This is a genomic window from Saprospiraceae bacterium (assembly GCA_016714025.1).
Lineage (GTDB): Bacteria > Bacteroidota > Bacteroidia > Chitinophagales > Saprospiraceae > Vicinibacter.
Window position 1 is genome coordinate 1,968,301 of record JADJOB010000002.1, and the last position, 17,558, is coordinate 1,985,858.

The 17,558-nt window shown below is 38.2% G+C and carries 32 protein-coding genes; 31 read left to right on the top strand and 1 reads right to left on the bottom strand.

The genetic code is table 11. The features are described from left to right. The first annotated feature begins 4 nt into the window (after window positions 1-4). The 31 genes from rplW to sucD all read left to right on the top strand — a co-directional run bounded on the left by rplW (window position 5) and on the right by sucD (window position 17,039). A complete protein-coding gene (rplW, locus tag IPJ80_10880; GenBank protein MBK7913991.1) occupies window positions 5-295 on the top strand; it encodes a 50S ribosomal protein L23 in 291 nt (96 codons plus the stop codon). A gap of 18 nt (window positions 296-313) precedes the next feature. After that, window positions 314-1,144 carry a 50S ribosomal protein L2 gene (gene rplB / locus IPJ80_10885; protein ID MBK7913992.1) on the top strand — a complete coding sequence of 277 codons (831 nt, stop codon included), beginning with the start codon at window positions 314-316 and terminating at the stop codon, window positions 1,142-1,144. Between the two features lie 11 nt (window positions 1,145-1,155). After that, window positions 1,156-1,419: a 30S ribosomal protein S19 gene (rpsS, locus tag IPJ80_10890; protein MBK7913993.1), complete on the top strand. Its 264-nt coding sequence runs from the start codon at window positions 1,156-1,158 to the stop codon at window positions 1,417-1,419. 25 nt (window positions 1,420-1,444) lie between these two features. Further along, window positions 1,445-1,813, top strand: a complete 369-nt coding sequence (rplV, locus tag IPJ80_10895) for a 50S ribosomal protein L22 (GenBank protein ID MBK7913994.1) — start codon at window positions 1,445-1,447, stop codon at window positions 1,811-1,813. A 19-nt stretch (window positions 1,814-1,832) separates the two neighbouring features. Continuing rightward, entirely contained in the window at window positions 1,833-2,645 is an 813-nt protein-coding gene (rpsC, locus tag IPJ80_10900) for a 30S ribosomal protein S3 (GenBank protein ID MBK7913995.1), read from the top strand. Window positions 2,646-2,694: 49 nt separating this feature from the next. Further along, complete coding sequence (rplP, locus tag IPJ80_10905; GenBank protein MBK7913996.1) at window positions 2,695-3,126, top strand: 50S ribosomal protein L16; 432 nt, start codon at window positions 2,695-2,697, stop codon at window positions 3,124-3,126. Window positions 3,127-3,136: 10 nt separating this feature from the next. Then, on the top strand, window positions 3,137-3,343 hold the full coding sequence (gene rpmC, locus IPJ80_10910) for a 50S ribosomal protein L29 (GenBank protein MBK7913997.1): 207 nt from the start codon (window positions 3,137-3,139) through the stop codon (window positions 3,341-3,343). Between the two features lie 9 nt (window positions 3,344-3,352). Beyond that, window positions 3,353-3,610 (top strand): 30S ribosomal protein S17, encoded by a 258-nt coding sequence (gene rpsQ / locus IPJ80_10915; protein MBK7913998.1) that lies wholly within the window; start codon window positions 3,353-3,355, stop codon window positions 3,608-3,610. A 15-nt stretch (window positions 3,611-3,625) separates the two neighbouring features. Continuing rightward, window positions 3,626-3,991, top strand: coding sequence for a 50S ribosomal protein L14 (gene rplN, locus IPJ80_10920; GenBank protein ID MBK7913999.1), 366 nt, complete (start codon window positions 3,626-3,628; stop codon window positions 3,989-3,991). A gap of 31 nt (window positions 3,992-4,022) precedes the next feature. Further along, a complete protein-coding gene (rplX, locus tag IPJ80_10925; protein MBK7914000.1) occupies window positions 4,023-4,334 on the top strand; it encodes a 50S ribosomal protein L24 in 312 nt (103 codons plus the stop codon). Window positions 4,335-4,342: 8 nt separating this feature from the next. Beyond that, window positions 4,343-4,891 carry a 50S ribosomal protein L5 gene (gene rplE / locus IPJ80_10930; protein MBK7914001.1) on the top strand — a complete coding sequence of 183 codons (549 nt, stop codon included), beginning with the start codon at window positions 4,343-4,345 and terminating at the stop codon, window positions 4,889-4,891. Between the two features lie 11 nt (window positions 4,892-4,902). Further along, entirely contained in the window at window positions 4,903-5,172 is a 270-nt protein-coding gene (rpsN, locus tag IPJ80_10935; protein ID MBK7914002.1) for a 30S ribosomal protein S14, read from the top strand. 23 nt (window positions 5,173-5,195) lie between these two features. Then, window positions 5,196-5,603: a 30S ribosomal protein S8 gene (gene rpsH, locus IPJ80_10940; protein ID MBK7914003.1), complete on the top strand. Its 408-nt coding sequence runs from the start codon at window positions 5,196-5,198 to the stop codon at window positions 5,601-5,603. Between the two features lie 14 nt (window positions 5,604-5,617). Then, window positions 5,618-6,169, top strand: a complete 552-nt coding sequence (gene rplF, locus IPJ80_10945) for a 50S ribosomal protein L6 (GenBank protein ID MBK7914004.1) — start codon at window positions 5,618-5,620, stop codon at window positions 6,167-6,169. A gap of 26 nt (window positions 6,170-6,195) precedes the next feature. Beyond that, window positions 6,196-6,552 (top strand): 50S ribosomal protein L18, encoded by a 357-nt coding sequence (gene rplR / locus IPJ80_10950; GenBank protein MBK7914005.1) that lies wholly within the window; start codon window positions 6,196-6,198, stop codon window positions 6,550-6,552. A 24-nt stretch (window positions 6,553-6,576) separates the two neighbouring features. Continuing rightward, a complete protein-coding gene (gene rpsE, locus IPJ80_10955) occupies window positions 6,577-7,098 on the top strand; it encodes a 30S ribosomal protein S5 (GenBank protein MBK7914006.1) in 522 nt (173 codons plus the stop codon). A 17-nt stretch (window positions 7,099-7,115) separates the two neighbouring features. After that, window positions 7,116-7,295, top strand: a complete 180-nt coding sequence (gene rpmD / locus IPJ80_10960) for a 50S ribosomal protein L30 (protein MBK7914007.1) — start codon at window positions 7,116-7,118, stop codon at window positions 7,293-7,295. A gap of 5 nt (window positions 7,296-7,300) precedes the next feature. Further along, window positions 7,301-7,747 (top strand): 50S ribosomal protein L15, encoded by a 447-nt coding sequence (gene rplO / locus IPJ80_10965; protein MBK7914008.1) that lies wholly within the window; start codon window positions 7,301-7,303, stop codon window positions 7,745-7,747. A gap of 9 nt (window positions 7,748-7,756) precedes the next feature. Next, window positions 7,757-9,112 carry a preprotein translocase subunit SecY gene (gene secY / locus IPJ80_10970; protein MBK7914009.1) on the top strand — a complete coding sequence of 452 codons (1,356 nt, stop codon included), beginning with the start codon at window positions 7,757-7,759 and terminating at the stop codon, window positions 9,110-9,112. Between the two features lie 11 nt (window positions 9,113-9,123). Continuing rightward, a complete protein-coding gene (map, locus tag IPJ80_10975) occupies window positions 9,124-9,924 on the top strand; it encodes a type I methionyl aminopeptidase (GenBank protein ID MBK7914010.1) in 801 nt (266 codons plus the stop codon). A 33-nt stretch (window positions 9,925-9,957) separates the two neighbouring features. Then, window positions 9,958-10,176 carry a translation initiation factor IF-1 gene (infA, locus tag IPJ80_10980; protein ID MBK7914011.1) on the top strand — a complete coding sequence of 73 codons (219 nt, stop codon included), beginning with the start codon at window positions 9,958-9,960 and terminating at the stop codon, window positions 10,174-10,176. Between the two features lie 6 nt (window positions 10,177-10,182). Next, window positions 10,183-10,299 (top strand): 50S ribosomal protein L36, encoded by a 117-nt coding sequence (gene rpmJ, locus IPJ80_10985; protein MBK7914012.1) that lies wholly within the window; start codon window positions 10,183-10,185, stop codon window positions 10,297-10,299. Window positions 10,300-10,317: 18 nt separating this feature from the next. After that, window positions 10,318-10,695: a 30S ribosomal protein S13 gene (rpsM, locus tag IPJ80_10990; GenBank protein ID MBK7914013.1), complete on the top strand. Its 378-nt coding sequence runs from the start codon at window positions 10,318-10,320 to the stop codon at window positions 10,693-10,695. A gap of 21 nt (window positions 10,696-10,716) precedes the next feature. Beyond that, window positions 10,717-11,103, top strand: coding sequence for a 30S ribosomal protein S11 (gene rpsK, locus IPJ80_10995; protein MBK7914014.1), 387 nt, complete (start codon window positions 10,717-10,719; stop codon window positions 11,101-11,103). 25 nt (window positions 11,104-11,128) lie between these two features. Then, window positions 11,129-11,740 carry a 30S ribosomal protein S4 gene (gene rpsD, locus IPJ80_11000; protein MBK7914015.1) on the top strand — a complete coding sequence of 204 codons (612 nt, stop codon included), beginning with the start codon at window positions 11,129-11,131 and terminating at the stop codon, window positions 11,738-11,740. A gap of 28 nt (window positions 11,741-11,768) precedes the next feature. Then, the gene (locus tag IPJ80_11005) at window positions 11,769-12,767 is read left to right on the top strand and encodes a DNA-directed RNA polymerase subunit alpha (protein ID MBK7914016.1); all 999 of its coding nucleotides are present in this window, start codon (window positions 11,769-11,771) and stop codon (window positions 12,765-12,767) included. 29 nt (window positions 12,768-12,796) lie between these two features. Then, the gene (gene rplQ / locus IPJ80_11010) at window positions 12,797-13,294 is read left to right on the top strand and encodes a 50S ribosomal protein L17 (GenBank protein ID MBK7914017.1); all 498 of its coding nucleotides are present in this window, start codon (window positions 12,797-12,799) and stop codon (window positions 13,292-13,294) included. 101 nt (window positions 13,295-13,395) lie between these two features. Then, window positions 13,396-14,526: a glutamine-hydrolyzing carbamoyl-phosphate synthase small subunit gene (gene carA / locus IPJ80_11015; GenBank protein ID MBK7914018.1), complete on the top strand. Its 1,131-nt coding sequence runs from the start codon at window positions 13,396-13,398 to the stop codon at window positions 14,524-14,526. Beyond that, entirely contained in the window at window positions 14,519-15,805 is a 1,287-nt protein-coding gene (eno, locus tag IPJ80_11020; GenBank protein ID MBK7914019.1) for a phosphopyruvate hydratase, read from the top strand. Before carA ends, eno begins: the two co-directional genes overlap by 8 nt. 13 nt (window positions 15,806-15,818) lie before the next feature. After that, window positions 15,819-16,151, top strand: a complete 333-nt coding sequence (locus tag IPJ80_11025) for a septum formation initiator family protein (protein MBK7914020.1) — start codon at window positions 15,819-15,821, stop codon at window positions 16,149-16,151. A 15-nt stretch (window positions 16,152-16,166) separates the two neighbouring features. Next, window positions 16,167-17,039, top strand: coding sequence for a succinate--CoA ligase subunit alpha (gene sucD / locus IPJ80_11030; protein MBK7914021.1), 873 nt, complete (start codon window positions 16,167-16,169; stop codon window positions 17,037-17,039). A 19-nt stretch (window positions 17,040-17,058) separates the two neighbouring features. Here the strand turns inward: sucD and IPJ80_11035 are convergent, their stop codons facing one another. After that, the gene (locus IPJ80_11035; GenBank protein MBK7914022.1) at window positions 17,059-17,532 is read right to left on the bottom strand and encodes a sterol desaturase family protein; all 474 of its coding nucleotides are present in this window, start codon (window positions 17,530-17,532) and stop codon (window positions 17,059-17,061) included. Between the last annotated feature and the right edge of the window lie 26 nt (window positions 17,533-17,558).

Below are 17,558 nucleotides of genomic sequence, written 5' to 3' on the forward strand. Positions count from 1 at the left end.
AATCATGAAGCAAATAATTATAAGACCAATGATTACGGAGAAAGCTGAGAAACTTTCTACCAAAAAAAATCAATACACATTTGTGGTTGCAAGAGATGTCAATAAAATTGAAGTATCAAAAGCAATTGAGAAAATGTATAATGTTTCTGTAGAATCAGTAAATACTTTGATGATGCCCGGTAAGGCAAAATCCCGAAACTCCAGAAATGCCGTGATTAAAGGACGCAAGCCATCCTATAAAAAAGCAATGGTTACCTTGAAAGCAGGTGATGAAATAAACATATTTGGTGAATAGTATTAATTAAATCAGACTATGCCAGTTAAAAAATTAAATCCCATTACGCCCAGCATGCGTTTTCGCGTGCAGCTGACTCATGAAGAGTTAACTACCGATCGTCCTGAAAAATCTTTGGTAGAAAGTATCTCTTCAACGGGCGGAAGAAATAATCAGGGTCACCGGACTATGAGAAATCGTGGAGGTGGTCATAAAAAGCAATACCGTAAAATTGATTTTCACAGAGACAAGGATGGTATTCCGGGAACTGTGAAAACGATTGAATACGATCCAAACCGTTCAGCACATATTGCATTGATCAATTATGCAGATGGGGAAAAACGATACATTGTAGCACCCCATGGATTAAAAGTTGGAGCAAAAATTTTAAGTGGAAAAACTGCAACTCCTGATATAGGAAATACCCTGTTTCTCGGAGATGTTCCACTCGGTTCCAGTATTCATGCCATTGAATTGCATCCTGGACAAGGGGCTACATTGGTGCGTAGTGCCGGTACTGCTGCAACGATGATGGGAAAAGAAGATCGCTATGCAGTCATTAAAATGCCTTCTGGAGAAATCCGAAGAATTTTAACAACCTGTAAAGCAACCATTGGATCTACTTCAAATCCAGATCACAGTTTGGAAGTAGTAGGGAAAGCAGGTAGAAACAGATGGTTTGGTTGGAGACCACGCACCAGAGGGGTTGCAATGAACCCAGTCGATCACCCAATGGGTGGAGGTGAAGGACGTGCATCCGGAGGTCATCCTCGTTCCAGAAATGGTCAATTTGCAAAAGGAGCAAAAACCAGATCGCGGAATAAGCAATCGTCTAAACTTATTATTACAAGAAGAAAAACAACTAATTAATAGGAATTCCTATGGCAAGATCAATTAAAAAAGGTCCATTTGTACATCATAAGTTGATGGAAAAGATCCAAAAATCAAAAGGAGCCGGTAAAAAAGCCGTGATCAAAACCTGGAGCAGGGCTTCTATGATTATTCCGGATATGGTTGGTGAAACCATTGCGGTACATAATGGAAAAACGTTTGTTCCGGTTTATGTGACAGAAAATATGGTTGGACATAAATTAGGTGAATTTTCTCCAACGCGTACATTTAGATCACACGCAGGTAACAGATAAACTTAAATAAAGCAAAATAAATAATATGGAAGCTGTAGCCAAATTGAGAAACTGCCCAATGTCTCCAAGAAAAATGAGACTTGTGGTGGATTTGATCAGAGGTAAAAATGTAAACGACGCACTCAATATATTGAAGTTTACCAAAAAGGAAGCATCAATATGGCTTGAGAAGTTGTTGCTTTCTGCCATCAATAACTGGGAGCAGAAACATGGAGAAGGCGGTGCGGAAGCAGCAAAACTTTATGTTAAAACAGCATTTGTCGATGGGGGTATGGTTATCAAACGATTTCAACCCGCACCTCACGGACGTGCACATAGAATTCGCAAACGCAGAAACCATGTTACACTTATTGTTGCAGGGAGTCAGGCTATTAATACACAATCAGAAAATTAAAATTTAAAATAAATTCTCAATGGGTCAAAAAGCAAATCCGATAGGCAATCGCTTAGGTATTATCCGAGGCTGGGAATCCAATTGGTTTGGTGGTAGAAACTTTGCACAAAAAGTAGTGGAAGATGAAAAAATCCGAATCTATTTAAATGCACGTATCGCCAAAGGAGGAGTCGCCAGAGTGATCATTGAACGAACACTGAAGAGAATTACAGTGTCCATTCAAACATCAAGACCAGGTATTATCATTGGTAAAGGAGGTAGTGAAGTAGATAGCTTGCGTGAGGAATTGAAAAAACTCACCAATCAGGATATTCAAATCAATATCATTGAAATTCGTAAACCTGAATTGGATGCTGCGATCGTTGCAGAATCAATTGCTAAACAAATTGAATCTCGTATCAACTATAGAAGAGCCGCTAAAATGGCAATTCAATCAACTATGCGTGCAGGAGCTGAAGGGATTAAAATTAGAATTTCCGGTCGTTTAAATGGAGCGGAGATGGCTCGTTCTGAAGAATACAAAGAAGGACGGATCCCATTGCATACGTTTCGTGCGGATATTGATTATTCTATTAAAGAAGCACAAACCGTTTATGGAAAAATAGGAATTAAAACCTGGATTTGTAAAGGGGAGGTGTTTGCAAAAAGAGATCTTTCTCCATTGGTTGGATTAGAAAAGAAGGAAACCAAACCAGGAATGGGTGGTGGAAATCGGAGAGGTGGAAATGACCGGGGAGATCGTGGAGGTGATCGCGGAGACCGTAGAGGAGGAAGTGATCGTGGAGGTGATAATCGTAGAGGCGGAGGTGGAGACCGTGGACGAAGAAAATAGGTTTAATAATTTATCGTAATTTTGCGACTCTTTTTTTAAAAATAAGATCATGTTACAACCAAAGCGCCTGAAATACAGGAAACAGCAGAAAGGAAGAAATAAGGGAATGGCTCACCGTGGAAGTACCATAGCTTTTGGCACATTTGGCTTAAAATCAATGGATTCTGCTCGTTTAACCAGTCGGCAAATTGAAGCCGCGAGGGTGGCGATGACCAGACATATGAAAAGGGAAGGAACAGTTTGGATTCGAATTTTTCCAGATAAACCCATCACATCCAAACCTGCAGAGGTTCGTATGGGAAAAGGTAAAGGAGCCTTGGATCATTATGTAGCTGTAATTAAACCTGGTACCATCCTTTTTGAAATGGACGGCATTCCTTATAATGTAGCTGTAGAAGCTTTTGCCCTTGCAGCTCAAAAATTACCAATAAAAACGAAAACGATTGTACGAAGAGAATTTCAAAATCTTGCAACCGCTTAAATAAACTGACATGGCATTAAGAAAATATGAAGTATTTACCGGAATGAATCAAGAGACGCTTGAAAAAGATCTTACCGGAGCTTTAAAACAATTGCATTCATTAAAACTGGAGCACAAAGTAAAAGGGCTGCAAAATCCAAAGCAAATCCTCTTTTTAAGAAGAGAAATAGCTATGATGAAAACTGAATTAACTAAACGATCAACAGTACAAGCATAATACGCAATTATAATGGAAAGAAATCTTCGAAAGCAAAAAGTTGGAGTGGTCAGTAGCAATAAAATGGCCAAAACCATCACAGTAAAGGTTGAGCGAAGTTTGTTGCATGACAAGTATGGCAAACGAATGAATAAGAGTAAAAAATATTTTGCTCATGATGAAAACAATGAATGTACAATAGGCGATTTGGTTCGTATTATGGAAACCAGACCGCTCAGCAAGAATAAATGCTGGAGACTCATAGAAATTATTAAGAAAGGAGAATAATAAATTTAAGCAGCGATGATACAACAAGAATCAAGACTAAACGTAGCGGATAATAGTGGTGCAAAAGAAGTACTCTGTATTCGTGTGTTGGGTGGAACCAAAAGAAGATATGCTTCTATTGGTGATAAAATCGTTGTAACGGTAAAATCAGCTACACCAGGAGGTGTAAAAAAAGGTACTGTTTCAAAAGCGGTGATTGTTCGAACTAAAAAAGAAATTCGTCGTAAAGACGGCTCTTATATTAGGTTCGATGATAATGCGGTAGTACTCTTAAATGCTGCTGACGAACCAAGGGGTACACGTATTTTCGGACCCGTTGCACGGGAGCTTCGTGAAAAAGATTACATGCGTATTGTTTCATTAGCTCCAGAAGTACTCTGATTATTTTACAAGATTAATTTGAATAGGAATTATGAAATTTAAAATAAAAAAAGGCGATAAAATCCGGGTCATTTCCGGTTCCAATAAAGGAAAGGAAGGAATCGTAAGCCAGATTGTAAGTGAAAAAAACAGGGCAGTTGTTGAAGGGATCAATATTGTTAAAAAACATATGAAACCTACAAACAATAACCCCGGTGGAATTGTAGAATTTTCAGCTCCAATTCACATTTCTAATTTGTCTTTGTTAGACCCAAAGAGTGGAAAACCAACACGGGTAGGTTATGAGATTCGCAATGACCAAAAAGTACGTGTTTCTAAAAAATCAGGTGAAATAATTAAGTGATGAGTTACATAAACAGACTTAAAGCACATTATCAAAAAAATGTAGTTCCGGTATTGATGGAAAAATTTCAATACTCTTCTATTATGCAAGCACCTAAATTGGTGAAAATAAGCATTAATCAAGGAGTCGGAAGTGCAACTCAGGATAAAAAACTAGTGGATATTGCCGTAAATGAAATCACAACGATCTCTGGTCAGAAAGCAGTTCCTACTCAATCTAAAAAAGCAATCTCTAACTTTAAGTTAAGAGAAAAAATGCCCATTGGCGCAAAAGTAACGTTGAGAAGTGACCGGATGTATGAATTTATGGATCGTCTCATTACAGTAGCCTTACCTCGAGTTCGTGACTTTAGAGGGATTTCTGATAACAGTTTTGATGGGAGAGGAAATTATACACTAGGGATTACTGAACAAATCATTTTTCCTGAAATCGATTTAGATAAAATTAATAAGATTGCAGGAATGGACATCACGTTTGTTACAACAGCAAAAACCGATGCAGAAGCTTTTGAATTGCTAAAACATATGGGTATGCCTTTTAAAAATCAAAAAATTTAAGTTTCGTTTTTATGTCTAAAAAATCAATTATAGCAAGACAGGCAAAGCGTGAACGTGTGGTAGCAAAATACCATGATGTTCGTGCTCAACTTAAAAAAGACCATGACTATGATGGACTTTCAAAATTACCTAGAGATGCATCTCCGGTACGTTTAAAAAACCGATGCGGTCTCACCGGTCGTCCAAAAGGGTTTATGCGTCGTTTCGGATTATCGCGAAATGTATTTCGTTTGATGGCCTTAGATGGAAAAATACCTGGTATCGTAAAAGCAAGTTGGTAATTTAAAATTTATAAATTAGTATTATGTCAATTGTAACAGATTCAATCGCAGATTACCTAACCAGAATTCGCAATGCGCAGTTAGCTGGTTTCCGGATTGTAGATATTCCTGCATCCAATACAAAGAAAGCGATTACGGAAATACTCTATAAAAGTGGTTATATTTTAAAATATAAATTTGAGGATTCTGAAAACAAGCAGGGTTTAATTCGCATTGCCTTGAAATATGATCCTGTATCAAAATTACCCATTATAAGAGAATTAAAACGTGTTAGTAAACCAGGAAAAAGAGTTTATAGCAATGTGGATGAATTACCACGTATTATAAGCGGTCTTGGAATATACATTGTTTCAACTTCAAAAGGACTTTTAACTGATAAAGAAGCAAAGAGAGAAAATGTCGGTGGAGAAGTACTTTGTTACATATATTAATAAATTGATTTAACATGTCAAGAATAGGAAAAAAGCTGATTCCAATCCCAAAGGGAGTGGAAATTAAAATTGATAAAGCGACGGTTACGGTTAAAGGTCCTAAAGGGTCACTGACTCAGGCGATTGATCCGGATATGAAAGTCACAACGGAAGATGGAAATATCACCATCAGTAGACCAACTGAACAAAAGAGACATAAATCGCTTCATGGATTAACCCGTGCTCTGGTAAGCAATATGGTTACTGGCGTCAATGAAGGCTTTACAAAACAGATGGAATTGGTCGGTGTTGGTTTCAGGGTTTCAAATACAGGAAATTTATTGGAATTGTCTATTGGTTATTCACATCCAATCCTGTTTTATATACCAAGTGAATTAAAAGTGGAAACGATTACTGAAAAAGGATCGAATCCTAAAATAATATTAAAAGGTTCTGATTTGCAATTAATCGGTCAGATCTGTGCTAAAATTCGTTCATTAAAAGCACCTGAACCATTTAAAGGGAAAGGGATCAAATTTGCTGGTGAAGTTCTTCGTAGAAAAGCTGGTAAATCTGCAGGTAAATAATAATTAGTTTTTTAATCGTTAATTCGATTGACATGAAAAAAAATAAAGATACACAACGTCAAAAGATAAGATTTAGAATTCGCAAATCAGTTATCGGAACTCCGGAGCGTCCGAGATTGGCGGTATTTAAAAGCAATACGGCAATTTATTGTCAACTTATTGATGACACCGTAGGTAAAACTTTGTGCGCAGCTTCATCCAGTGATAAAAGCTTGGGAAAAGCAAGCAAAAGTGATCTTGCAAAAAAGGTTGGAACCTTAATTGCCAGCAAAGCTAAAAGTATAAATATCGATGCAGTCGTTTTTGATCGCGGTGGATTTTTATATCATGGTAGAATTAAAGCATTGGCTGAAGGAGCCCGTGAAGGTGGATTAAATTTTTAAAATTAAATTTCTATAATAAAGATCATGGCAAAATCGCATGTAGTACGAGTTAAGGCAGCTGGTGAAACGGAACTAAAAGAAAAACTGGTTAACTTAAACAGGGTAGCAAAAGTTACCAAAGGAGGTAGAACCTTCAGCTTTTCGGCATTGGTTGTTGTAGGGGATGGCCACGGTATTGTAGGTCAGGGAATTGGAAAAGCCAGAGAAGTTTCTGATGCAATTTCTAAAGCAGTAGATGATGCAAAGAAAAATTTAATCAAAGTTCCAATTCAAAAAGGGACTATTGCACATGAACAAAAAGGAAAATTCGGCGCCGGTCGTGTATTCATAAAGCCAGCTGCAGATGGAACAGGAGTTATAGCAGGTGGAGCGATGCGCGCTGTTTTGGAAATTGCCGGAATTCATAACGTATTAGCAAAATCAATTGGTTCTTCCAATCCACACAATGTGGTAAAAGCAACCCTGGATGCACTGACTAAAATCAGAAGTCCCTATGAAGTTGCGAAGCAGCGTAAAATTGAATTGATAAAAGTATTTGAAGGTTAATAATTTAGTATTGAATCATGGGAAAGATAAAAATTACACAGTCTAAAAGCGTTATTAAAACGAGCGAAAGACAAAAATTAACCATTAGAGCATTGGGATTAAGAAACCCTCATGATTCTGTTGAAGTTGAATCAACGCCGCAGATCTTGGGAATGGTTAATAAAGTTAAACATCTTGTTCAAGTTGAAAAGATATAAGTATCATGGAATTACACAATCTTAAACCGGCTAAAGGAGCCATCCATAAGGAAAAACGTATTGCAAGAGGTGAAGGATCCGGTCACGGAGGAACCTCTGGAAAAGGACATAAGGGTATGAAAGCCCGTTCCGGGGCAACAACTACTAAAGGTTTTGAAGGGGGTCAAACACCACTTCAAAGACGTATTCCGAAATTTGGATTTAGAAACATTAACCGGATTAATTATAAGGAAGTAAACCTTGATACACTTTCTAACTATGCAGAAAGATATCAGGTAACTGAAATCAATCAGGAATTTTTTAATTCAAACAAAATTTTTAATGTCAATGACAAAATAAAAATTTTGGGACGTGGAGAAATTACTAAGGCTTTCAAATTAAGAGTTCATGCATGTACTGCTTCTGCTAAAACCAAAATTGAAGCAGCAGGTGGATCCATCGAACTCATTTAACTTTTTTGAATGAAAAAATTAATTGAAACTTTAAAGAATATCTGGAGCATTCAAGAGCTAAGGGATAAGATTGTTTATACACTTACCTTGCTTATAATTTTCAGAGTAGGTTCTTTTATCGTATTGCCGGGAGTTGACCCTTCAATACTGAATCAAAAAGCATCAAATAGCGCGAATAGCTTATTTGGTTTAATCAATAGTTATACCGGTGGAGCATTTGATAAAGCATCAATTTTTGCTTTGGGTATTATGCCCTATATCACGGCTTCCATTATCGTTCAGTTATTGGGTTTCGCAGTTCCATATTTTCAAAGACTCCAACAAAAAGAGGGTGAGTCCGGACGTAAGAAATTAAGTCAAATCACTAGGATTCTAACGGTATTTATAACCCTTGTGCAGGGTGGTGGGTATTTGACCTATGTAAAATCCATGGGTGCGGTTGATCCAAATGTGAGTGCATTCATTTTCTGGTTTTCCAATAGCATCATTTTGGCTACAGGTACCGTATTCTGTATGTGGCTGGGTGAGCGGATTACAGATCGCGGAATTGGAAACGGTACTTCGTTGATCATCATGATCGGGATTATTGCATCCTTACCTTCTGCGTTTGCATTTGAATTGAATTCACAGTCATTTTTGCTCTTTTTATTGGAGATCATCATTCTATTCCTGATTATAATAGCCACGATTTTGGTTATTCAGGGGGTTAGAAAAATACCCATACAGTTTGCAAAGAGAATGGTAGGAAGAGGTACCGGTTCGATGCCCATGGCTACCAACCGGGATTACATTCCACTTAAAGTAAATGCAGCCGGTGTAATGCCAATCATTTTTGCCCAGGCTATATTGTTCCTGCCTTTAACTGCAGTGCAATACATGACTTCGGACCCTACATTAGGAACAACAGGCATCATGCATACCTTGACAGATCCTTATGGGTTTTGGCATAATTTTCTGACTTTCATACTGGTTGTTGGGTTTACATATATTTATACAGCATTGATTGTGAATCCTCAGAATTACGCCGAGTATCTTAAACGGCAGAATGCATTTATTCCGGGAATTAAACCAGGAGAGGATACTGAGGAATACATTGATACAACGACTACAAGAATCACATTACCAGGAGCTATTTTCCTGGGATTTTTGACAATACTTCCTTCCATTGCAGTGGTATTTGGTGTAAATCCACAATTTGCAAGATTCTTTGGAGGGTCTTCTGTTCTGATCATGGTAGGGGTTATATTAGACACCTTGTCACAGGTTGAATCTTACCTACTTATGAGAAAATACGATGGTTTGGTTAAATCAGGAAGGATCGAAGGACGCTTTAGTCAAGGAGTGGGTCCGATTGTAAACGGTTAATTGAATATTGGATGATTTACCTCAAAACAGAAGAGGAAATCGAAATTATGCGGATAAGTTCGCTGCTGGTTTCTGAGACCTTAGCAGAAATTGCAAGTATTCTAAAACCAGGAATTTCTGGTTTGGCATTGGATAAAAAAGCAGAAGAATATATAAGAGATCATAAAGCATTTCCTGCATTTAAGGGTTTTCACGGTTTTCCTGCCAGTTTATGTATTTCCATTAATGAACAGGTGGTACATGGAATACCCTCAAAGGAGCCTATAAAAAGTGGAGATGTCGTTTCAGTAGATTGTGGAGTGTGTTTGAATGGTTTTTATGGAGATTCAGCTTACACCTTTATGGTGGGAGAAGTCGCCCCTGAAATTATCCAATTATTGAAGGTGACGATAGAATCTTTAGAACTCGGAATCCAGGAAGCCAAATTTGGAAACCGGGTGGGAGACATCAGTCAGGCCATACAAGATCATACAGAAGGAAAATATGGCTATGGAGTTGTTCGGGAATTGGTTGGGCACGGAATTGGTAAACAATTACATGAACCCCCGGAGATTCCAAATTTTGGAAAAAAGGGTCGAGGGCTGGTTTTAAAAGAAGGATTGGTCATTGCGATAGAACCCATGATTAATTTGGGTACCCGGAGGGTCAAGCAACTTAAAGACGGTTGGACCATGGTGACTCAGGATAAAAAACCTTCCGCACATTTCGAACACACCATTACGGTGCGAAGAGATGGGGGAGAAAAGCTTTCAGATCACAAAATCATTGAAAAATCTGTGAAAAATAACATAGAATTGACAAAAATTGATTAAAAAGATAGATATTTGCACTCCGAAAATTTTAAGATGACCAAAAAGAACCTGATTACCCAGGATGGTACGATAGAAGAAGCACTTTCAAATGCCATGTTTAGGGTAAGACTTCAGAACGATCATCTTATAATTGCGACAATTTCGGGCAAAATGCGGATGAATTATATAAGAATTCTTCCCGGTGACAAAGTATCGGTTGAAATGAGCCCATACGACTTGTCAAGGGGGAGAATTACCTATAGATATAAATAAAAAGAAATGAAAGTAAGAACCTCCATTAAAAAAAGAACAGCTGACTGCAAGTTTGTACGTCGGAAAGGGAAGTTGTATATAATCAACAAGAAAAATCCTAAATTCAAACAACGTCAAGGTTAATTCAAAACAAGAAATTCTATGGCACGTATTGCAGGGGTTGATTTACCAAGAAATAAAAGAGGAGTTGTAGGCTTAACCTATATCTATGGGATAGGTTCCACAACTGCTAAAAACATATTGTCCAAAGTTGGGATCGGAGAAAGTGTCCGGGTTCAGGAATGGTCAAATGATCAAGTCCAATCAATTGCAAAATTGATTCAGGAAGAGATTAAGGTCGAAGGGGAACTTCGATCAGATGTTCAATTAAGTATTAAACGATTAATGGACATTGCATGTTACCGTGGAATTCGTCACAGAAAAGGACTTCCGGTTCGTGGTCAGCGTACAAAAACCAATGCGCGTACCAGAAAAGGAAAGCGTAAAACTGTAGCAAACAAGAAAAAAGCAACCAAGTAATATTATTTATTCCATTCATTTATGGCAAAAGGAAAAAAGGTTAAAAAGAGAAAAGTTAAAGTTGATTCTGATGGAATTGCATTCATTCAGGCTACTTTTAACAATATCATTATTTCATTGTGCAATAAAGCAGGTGAAGTTATTTCGTGGTCAAGTGCCGGTAGATCTGGTTTCAGAGGTTCAAAAAAGAATACCCCATTCGCTGCACAAATGTCTGCAAATACAGCTGCGGCTACTGCATTTGATGCCGGTATGCGCTCTGCGGAAGTATTTGTAAAAGGTCCTGGTTCAGGTCGTGAAGCTGCCATAAGAGCATTGGATAGTTCCGGGATTAAAATCACTAAAATTATCGACACGACACCGATTCCGCATAATGGTTGCAGACCTCCTAAACATCGTAGAGTATAATCCTTACAATAGTAGAAATTAAGATATGGCGAGATATACAGGCCCGGTTACTAAAAAATCAAGATCCTTCGGTCAGTCTTTGACTGGTTATGATAAGTCTTTTGAAAAGAAAAAATATGCTCCGGGGCAACATGGTCCTTCCCGTAAAAAGAAGCAAAAATCAAACTATGCTTTGCAGCTGATTGAAAAACAAAAAGCTAAATATACCTATGGCGTTTTAGAACGTCAGTTTAGAAATATCTTCCATGATGCACATAAGAAAGAAGGTGTAACTGGTGAAAACTTATTCCAATATTTGGAAGCTCGTCTGGATAATACCGTTTATCGTATGGGGATTGCTCCAACCCGGAAAGGGGCTCGTCAAATGGTTTCACACCGTCACATCAATGTAAATGGAAAATTGGTCAATATTCCATCATTCCGTTTAAAACCGGGTGATGTATTAACTGTAAGAGGAAAATCTCAAGGATTGGAATTCATTAAGCACCAAGTTGCTCAAAAAACCGATACACGCAAATTTCCTTGGTTGGAATGGAATGCTGATAAGATGGAGGGTAAATTTCTTCAATATCCTAATCGCGAGCAGGTACCTGAACCAATCAACGAACAATTGATTGTCGAGTTGTATTCTAAGTAATCCTATTAATAATAAAAACGTTCACAGCATGAGTATTCTTAACTTTCAAAAGCCGGATCAAATCATTCTTCAAAAATCAACCGACTTTGAAGGTACTTTTGAATTTAAGCCGTTGGAACCTGGATTCGGACAAACAATCGGAAATTCCTTAAGAAGAATTCTCTTGTCGTCCCTTGAAGGATTTGCAATTTCAAACGTACGTATTGCCGGCGTTGAACACGAATTTGCTACCATTAAAGGAGTAATGGAAGATGTGGTTGAAATCATCCTGAATCTGAAACAGGTTCGGTTGAAACCATTGATGGATGTAAATACCATCAAAGAAGAAAAAATTTACATCACCATCAGTGGTAAAGATAAATTTACAGCAGGAGACCTTGAAAACAGTACCAATGTTTTTAAAGTTACCAATCCAGACTTGATTATTTGTAGAATGGAGCCTTTTGTGAATTTAGAATTGGAATTAACCATTTCGAAAGGCCGTGGATATATGCCAGCAGATGAAATGATTACTAAGGATTTACCAATTGGAATCATTCCTGTCGATGCCATTTACACGCCGATACAAAAAGTAACTTACAGCATTTCAAATACCAGGGTTGGACAAAAAACGGATTACGAAAAATTAATCCTGGAAGTTAGAACCGATGGTACGATTCATCCAGAAGAAGCTGTAAAAGAAGCTGCTCGAATTATGATTCAGCATTTGATGCTGATTACAGATGAAAACATTACATTCGAAGATGCAGTACGTAAAGAAGATACGATTGTTGATGAACACGTTCTTCATATGCGTAAATTATTAAAAACACCTTTAGAAGATTTAGATTTATCAGTTCGTGCTTACAATTGCTTAAAAGCTGCTAAAATTAATTCATTGGCAGAAATGGTTAAGTATGACACACATGAATTGTTAAAATTCCGGAATTTCGGAAAAAAATCATTGGTGGAAATTGAAGAATTATTACAAACTAAAAACCTGAGTTTCGGAATGGATCTATCCAAATATAAATTGGACGAAGATTAATTTTTAAACGCGGAGTATAAACTAATAGCATGCGACACGGAAAAGCATTTAATCATTTAGGCAGAAAAAAAGGACATCGGGTAGCTCTTTTAAGAAACCTGGCATCTGCTTTAATTAAGCACAAGCGTATTAATACAACGCTTGCGAAAGCAAAAGCATTGAGAGTATTTATTGAACCCTTAATGACTAAATCAAAAAGCAATACCACCCATTCAAGAAGAACGGTATTTAGCTATTTGCAGGATAAAGATTCAATCACAGAATTATTTGGAACGGTTGCAGGTAAAATTGCTACCAGACCAGGTGGTTATACCCGTGTAATCCGTACAGGATTTAGAAAAGGGGATGGAGCTGAAATGGCCATGATTGAAATGGTTGATTTTAACGACATCATGATTTCTGCTTCGCAGTCAAAAGCACCAGCTGCTGAAATTAAAAAGACTCGTAGAGGCCGGACAAAAAAATCAGATTCAGCCACTCCATCGGTTGAAACCGGCGGGACTGTTGTCTCTGATGAGAAGGAATAATTTTAAAGCGGCTTTAGCCGCTTTTTTTTTGTACATACAAAAACAATCAGCATTCAAAGAATGCTTTATATATTTGTGAAAATCTAATATAATTTATTTATATGCCAACCAGCTCTACTCAAAATGCATGGCTGCTTTTACAAGACGGTACCTATTTCAAAGGCTTTGCAGCAGGTAAAACAGGTACTTTTGGAGCTGAGATTTGTTTCAATACCGGGATGACCGGTTATCAAGAAATCTATACCGATCCTAGTTATTACGGTCAGATAATGATTAATACCAATGTTCATATTGGAAATTATGGAATTATTCATAATGAAGCAGAATCTGCAAATGTTCAAATACGGGGTTTGGTTTGTCGAAATTTTTCATGGCATCTGAGTCGGACGCAAGCTGAAGAAAATCTAAATGATTATCTCGAAAGAAATGGCGTTATCTGCATTCATGGCATTGATACCAGAGCTTTGGTACGACATATCCGGATTCATGGTGCTATGAATGCGGTCATATCTACAGAACTAAGTGAAATTAAAGAATTAGCAAAATTTTTAGATAGTGTACCTAACATGGAAGGCCTCGAATTGGCTTCCAAAGTAAGTACAGAAACAGCTTACTTAATTGGGAATCCAGAAAGTAAACTGCGATTGGCAGCAATGGATTATGGTATAAAAAAATCCATCTTGAAGCAACTTGAAATCATGGGTTTTTATATAAAAGTATTTCCAGCAAAAAGCACCATCCAGGAAATTAATGCATGGAATCCAGATGCCTATTTCTTGTCCAATGGTCCAGGAGATCCTGAAGTTATGGAATATGCCATTGATACGGTAACAGCCATGATTGCAACCAGGAAACCAGTCTTTGGAATTTGCCTGGGTCATCAATTGGTAAATCTGGCTTTAGGTGTCTCTACATTTAAAATGCATCATGGACATCGTGGAACCAACCATCCTGTAAAGAACTTAATCAGTGGATTGGGTGAAATCACAAGTCAAAATCATGGATTTTCAGTAAAACAGGAAGATATTGTAAAACACAATTCTGAAATTGAATTAACCCACATCAATTTAAATGATCAGTCGGTTGAAGGAATACGTCATAAAACTTTGCCTGTTTTTAGTGTGCAATACCATCCGGAAGCTGGGCCGGGTCCGCATGATTCAAGGTACTTGTTTAAACAGTTTTATCAAAATACAGCGAAACTAAACCAAGAAAGTTTAATACATGAGTGAGATCATAGATATCCGTGCAAGGCAAATTTTGGACAGTAGGGGATTTCCAACTGTTGAAGTTGAAGTAGAAACTGAATTTGGAATTGTAGAACGCGCTGCGGTTCCTTCAGGAGCATCAACAGGAAAACATGAAGCCGTTGAATTGAGGGATGGAGATCAAACTAAATTTTTAGGAAAAGGAGTGCTCAAAGCATGTCAATTCATTGAGGAAGAGCTTGCCGAGGAAATTCTTGGAATGGACGTTTCTCAGCAACGTGCAATTGATAAAACAATGATTGAAGCGGATGGAACTGAAAACAAATCCAGATTTGGAGCCAATGCGATCCTGGGAATTTCATTGGCAGTTGCAAAAGCAGCGTCAACAGAAGCAAATCTTCCTCTTTACAAATATATAGGTGGGGTGAATGCCCATACACTCCCGGTCCCTTTAATGAATATCGTAAACGGAGGTGCCCATGCAGACAATAAGCTCGATTTTCAGGAATTCATGATAGCACCCGTTGGAGCTTCAACGTTTGCAGAAGCTTTGCGGATGGGCTCAGAAGTTTTTCACAATTTGAAAGCCGTTTTAAAATCGAAAGGCTTTTCAACCAATGTTGGGGATGAAGGAGGTTTTGCTCCTGCTCTCAACACGAATGAAGAAGCCTTGGATCTGATCATGCTTGCTATAGATAAAGCGGGCTATAAAGCAGGACAAGACATTGCACTGGCAATGGATCCGGCCGTATCTGAACTTTTTGATGAGAAAACACAAAGATATGTTTTTCATAAATCGGATGGAAGGTCTTTGAGTAGCGAACAGATGGTCGATTATTGGATACGCTTAGCGGCTAATTATCCGCTTGTATCGATCGAAGATGCTTTAGCTGAAGACGATTGGAATGCCTGGATTGCATTGACAAAAGCTATTGGACATAAGATTCAATTGGTTGGTGATGATTTGTTTGTTACCAATCCAAAGCGAATCCAACAAGGGATCTCACTCCATGCTGCCAATGCGGTATTAATTAAACTCAACCAAATTGGAACCTTAACCGAAACCATCGATGCCGTTCAATTAGCACAAAGCAACTCATTTAAGTGCGTGATGAGTCACCGTTCTGGCGAAACAGAGGATACAACCATTGCTGATTTGGCGGTTGCACTTCACTGCGGGCAAATTAAAACAGGTTCATTATCCCGTTCCGACCGGGTCGCTAAATACAATCAACTGCTCCGAATTGAGGAAGAATTGGATAATCAGGCATATTATCCGGGCAAAATGATATTTGATAAATAAATAGTATATATATTTGCCTAATATTCCTGTGATTGTGTCTCAGAAGAAGAAAACGATCCCCTTAATTACCTATCTACCTCATTGGATTTCGATCCATAAGTATTGGTTGACAGCAGTGTCATTCCTTGTCTATATGTATTTTTTTGATCAATACAGGATACCCGTTGCCCTAAAAATTTACTCGAATCTTACATCGCTTGAAAAGGAGCGGGATGAATTTCTAAAATTAATCGTAAAAGTTCGCGACGATAAACGTGATTTTGAGAATAATTATGAGAAATTTGCGCGCGAAAAGTATTACATGTCCAAATCTGATGAGGATGTGTTTATAATCGAGAAACAGTAAATACAATTTAACAACATGGCGGTATTGGTTGGATCCCATTCAAGGGTCTTGGTTCAGGGTTTTACAGGAAAGGAAGGTAGTTTTCACGCAGAACAAATGATTGCTTACGGTACCAATGTAATTGGCGGGGTAACACCTGGTAAAGGTGGGCAAACCCATTTAGACCGTCCTGTTTTTAATACAGTGTTAGACGCAGTTAAAAAGGCGGACGCAAACACTTCAATCATATTTGTTCCTCCAGCGTTTGCTGCGGATGCAATTATGGAGGCTGCAGAAGCTGGAATCGGTGTAATCGTTTGCATTACAGAAGGTGTACCCGTTCAAGACATGGTAAAGGTTAAGGAATATCTCAAAAATTATCCATGCCGGCTTATTGGTCCAAATTGTCCTGGAATCATTACCCCGGGTGAGGCGAAAATTGGTATTATGCCAGGGTTCATTCATCAAAAAGGACATATTGGAATCATATCCCGTTCTGGAACTTTGACTTATGAAGCCGTAGATCAAGTCACAAAAGCCGGAATGGGACAATCTACTTGTATAGGCATTGGAGGAGATCCAATTCCTGGAACCACCACCCTGGAGGCTGTCCAATTATTGATGGCAGATTATCAAACCGAAGGCATCATTATGATTGGTGAGATCGGTGGAAACATGGAAACCGAAGCTGCCGAATGGATTAAAGAATATGGTACGAAACCGGTAGTTGGATTTATTGCCGGACAAACGGCACCCAAAGGACGTAAAATGGGCCACGCAGGAGCCATTATAGGTGGGGCCGCAGATACCGCAGAAGCAAAAATGGCAGTGATGGCAGCCTGTGGAATTCATGTGGTCCAATCTCCAGCCGATATTGGCATTACAATGAAACAGGTCTTATCAAAATAAATCCACCTCAGCCTGTTTCTTAGTTGGCTGTAGCTTTTTTCTTTTTGGAGAAGTAACGAGGATTCACCAGCAACATTCCGAAAGATTCGCAATCTTCTTTGGTTTGCTTGGCATGATGGGCGCCATGGGCTTTTAATACAGCCTTGGAATACGGACTGTCCAATTGCTTAAACCAGTTAAATCTTCGATGGATATACACATCATGAACCAGAAAATAACAGAGACCGTAAATAGAGATTCCAATTCCTATAAATAGCAAAAACCGAAAATCAGGAAAGTAGGATCCGGCCATATAACAAATCATAGAAGGGATGGCAAAGACCAAAAAGAACCGGTCATTCTTTTCCCAAAAACCCGTTTTCATTTGATGCGGTTTGTGATGATCTTCATGCCAGGACCAAAGAATTCCATGCATGATAAACTTATGGGTAAACCAGGCAACAAATTCCATTGCTAAAAAAGAAACTACGATTAAGCTGATATTTAAGAGCATATATTGGGTATAGTATATATACAAAT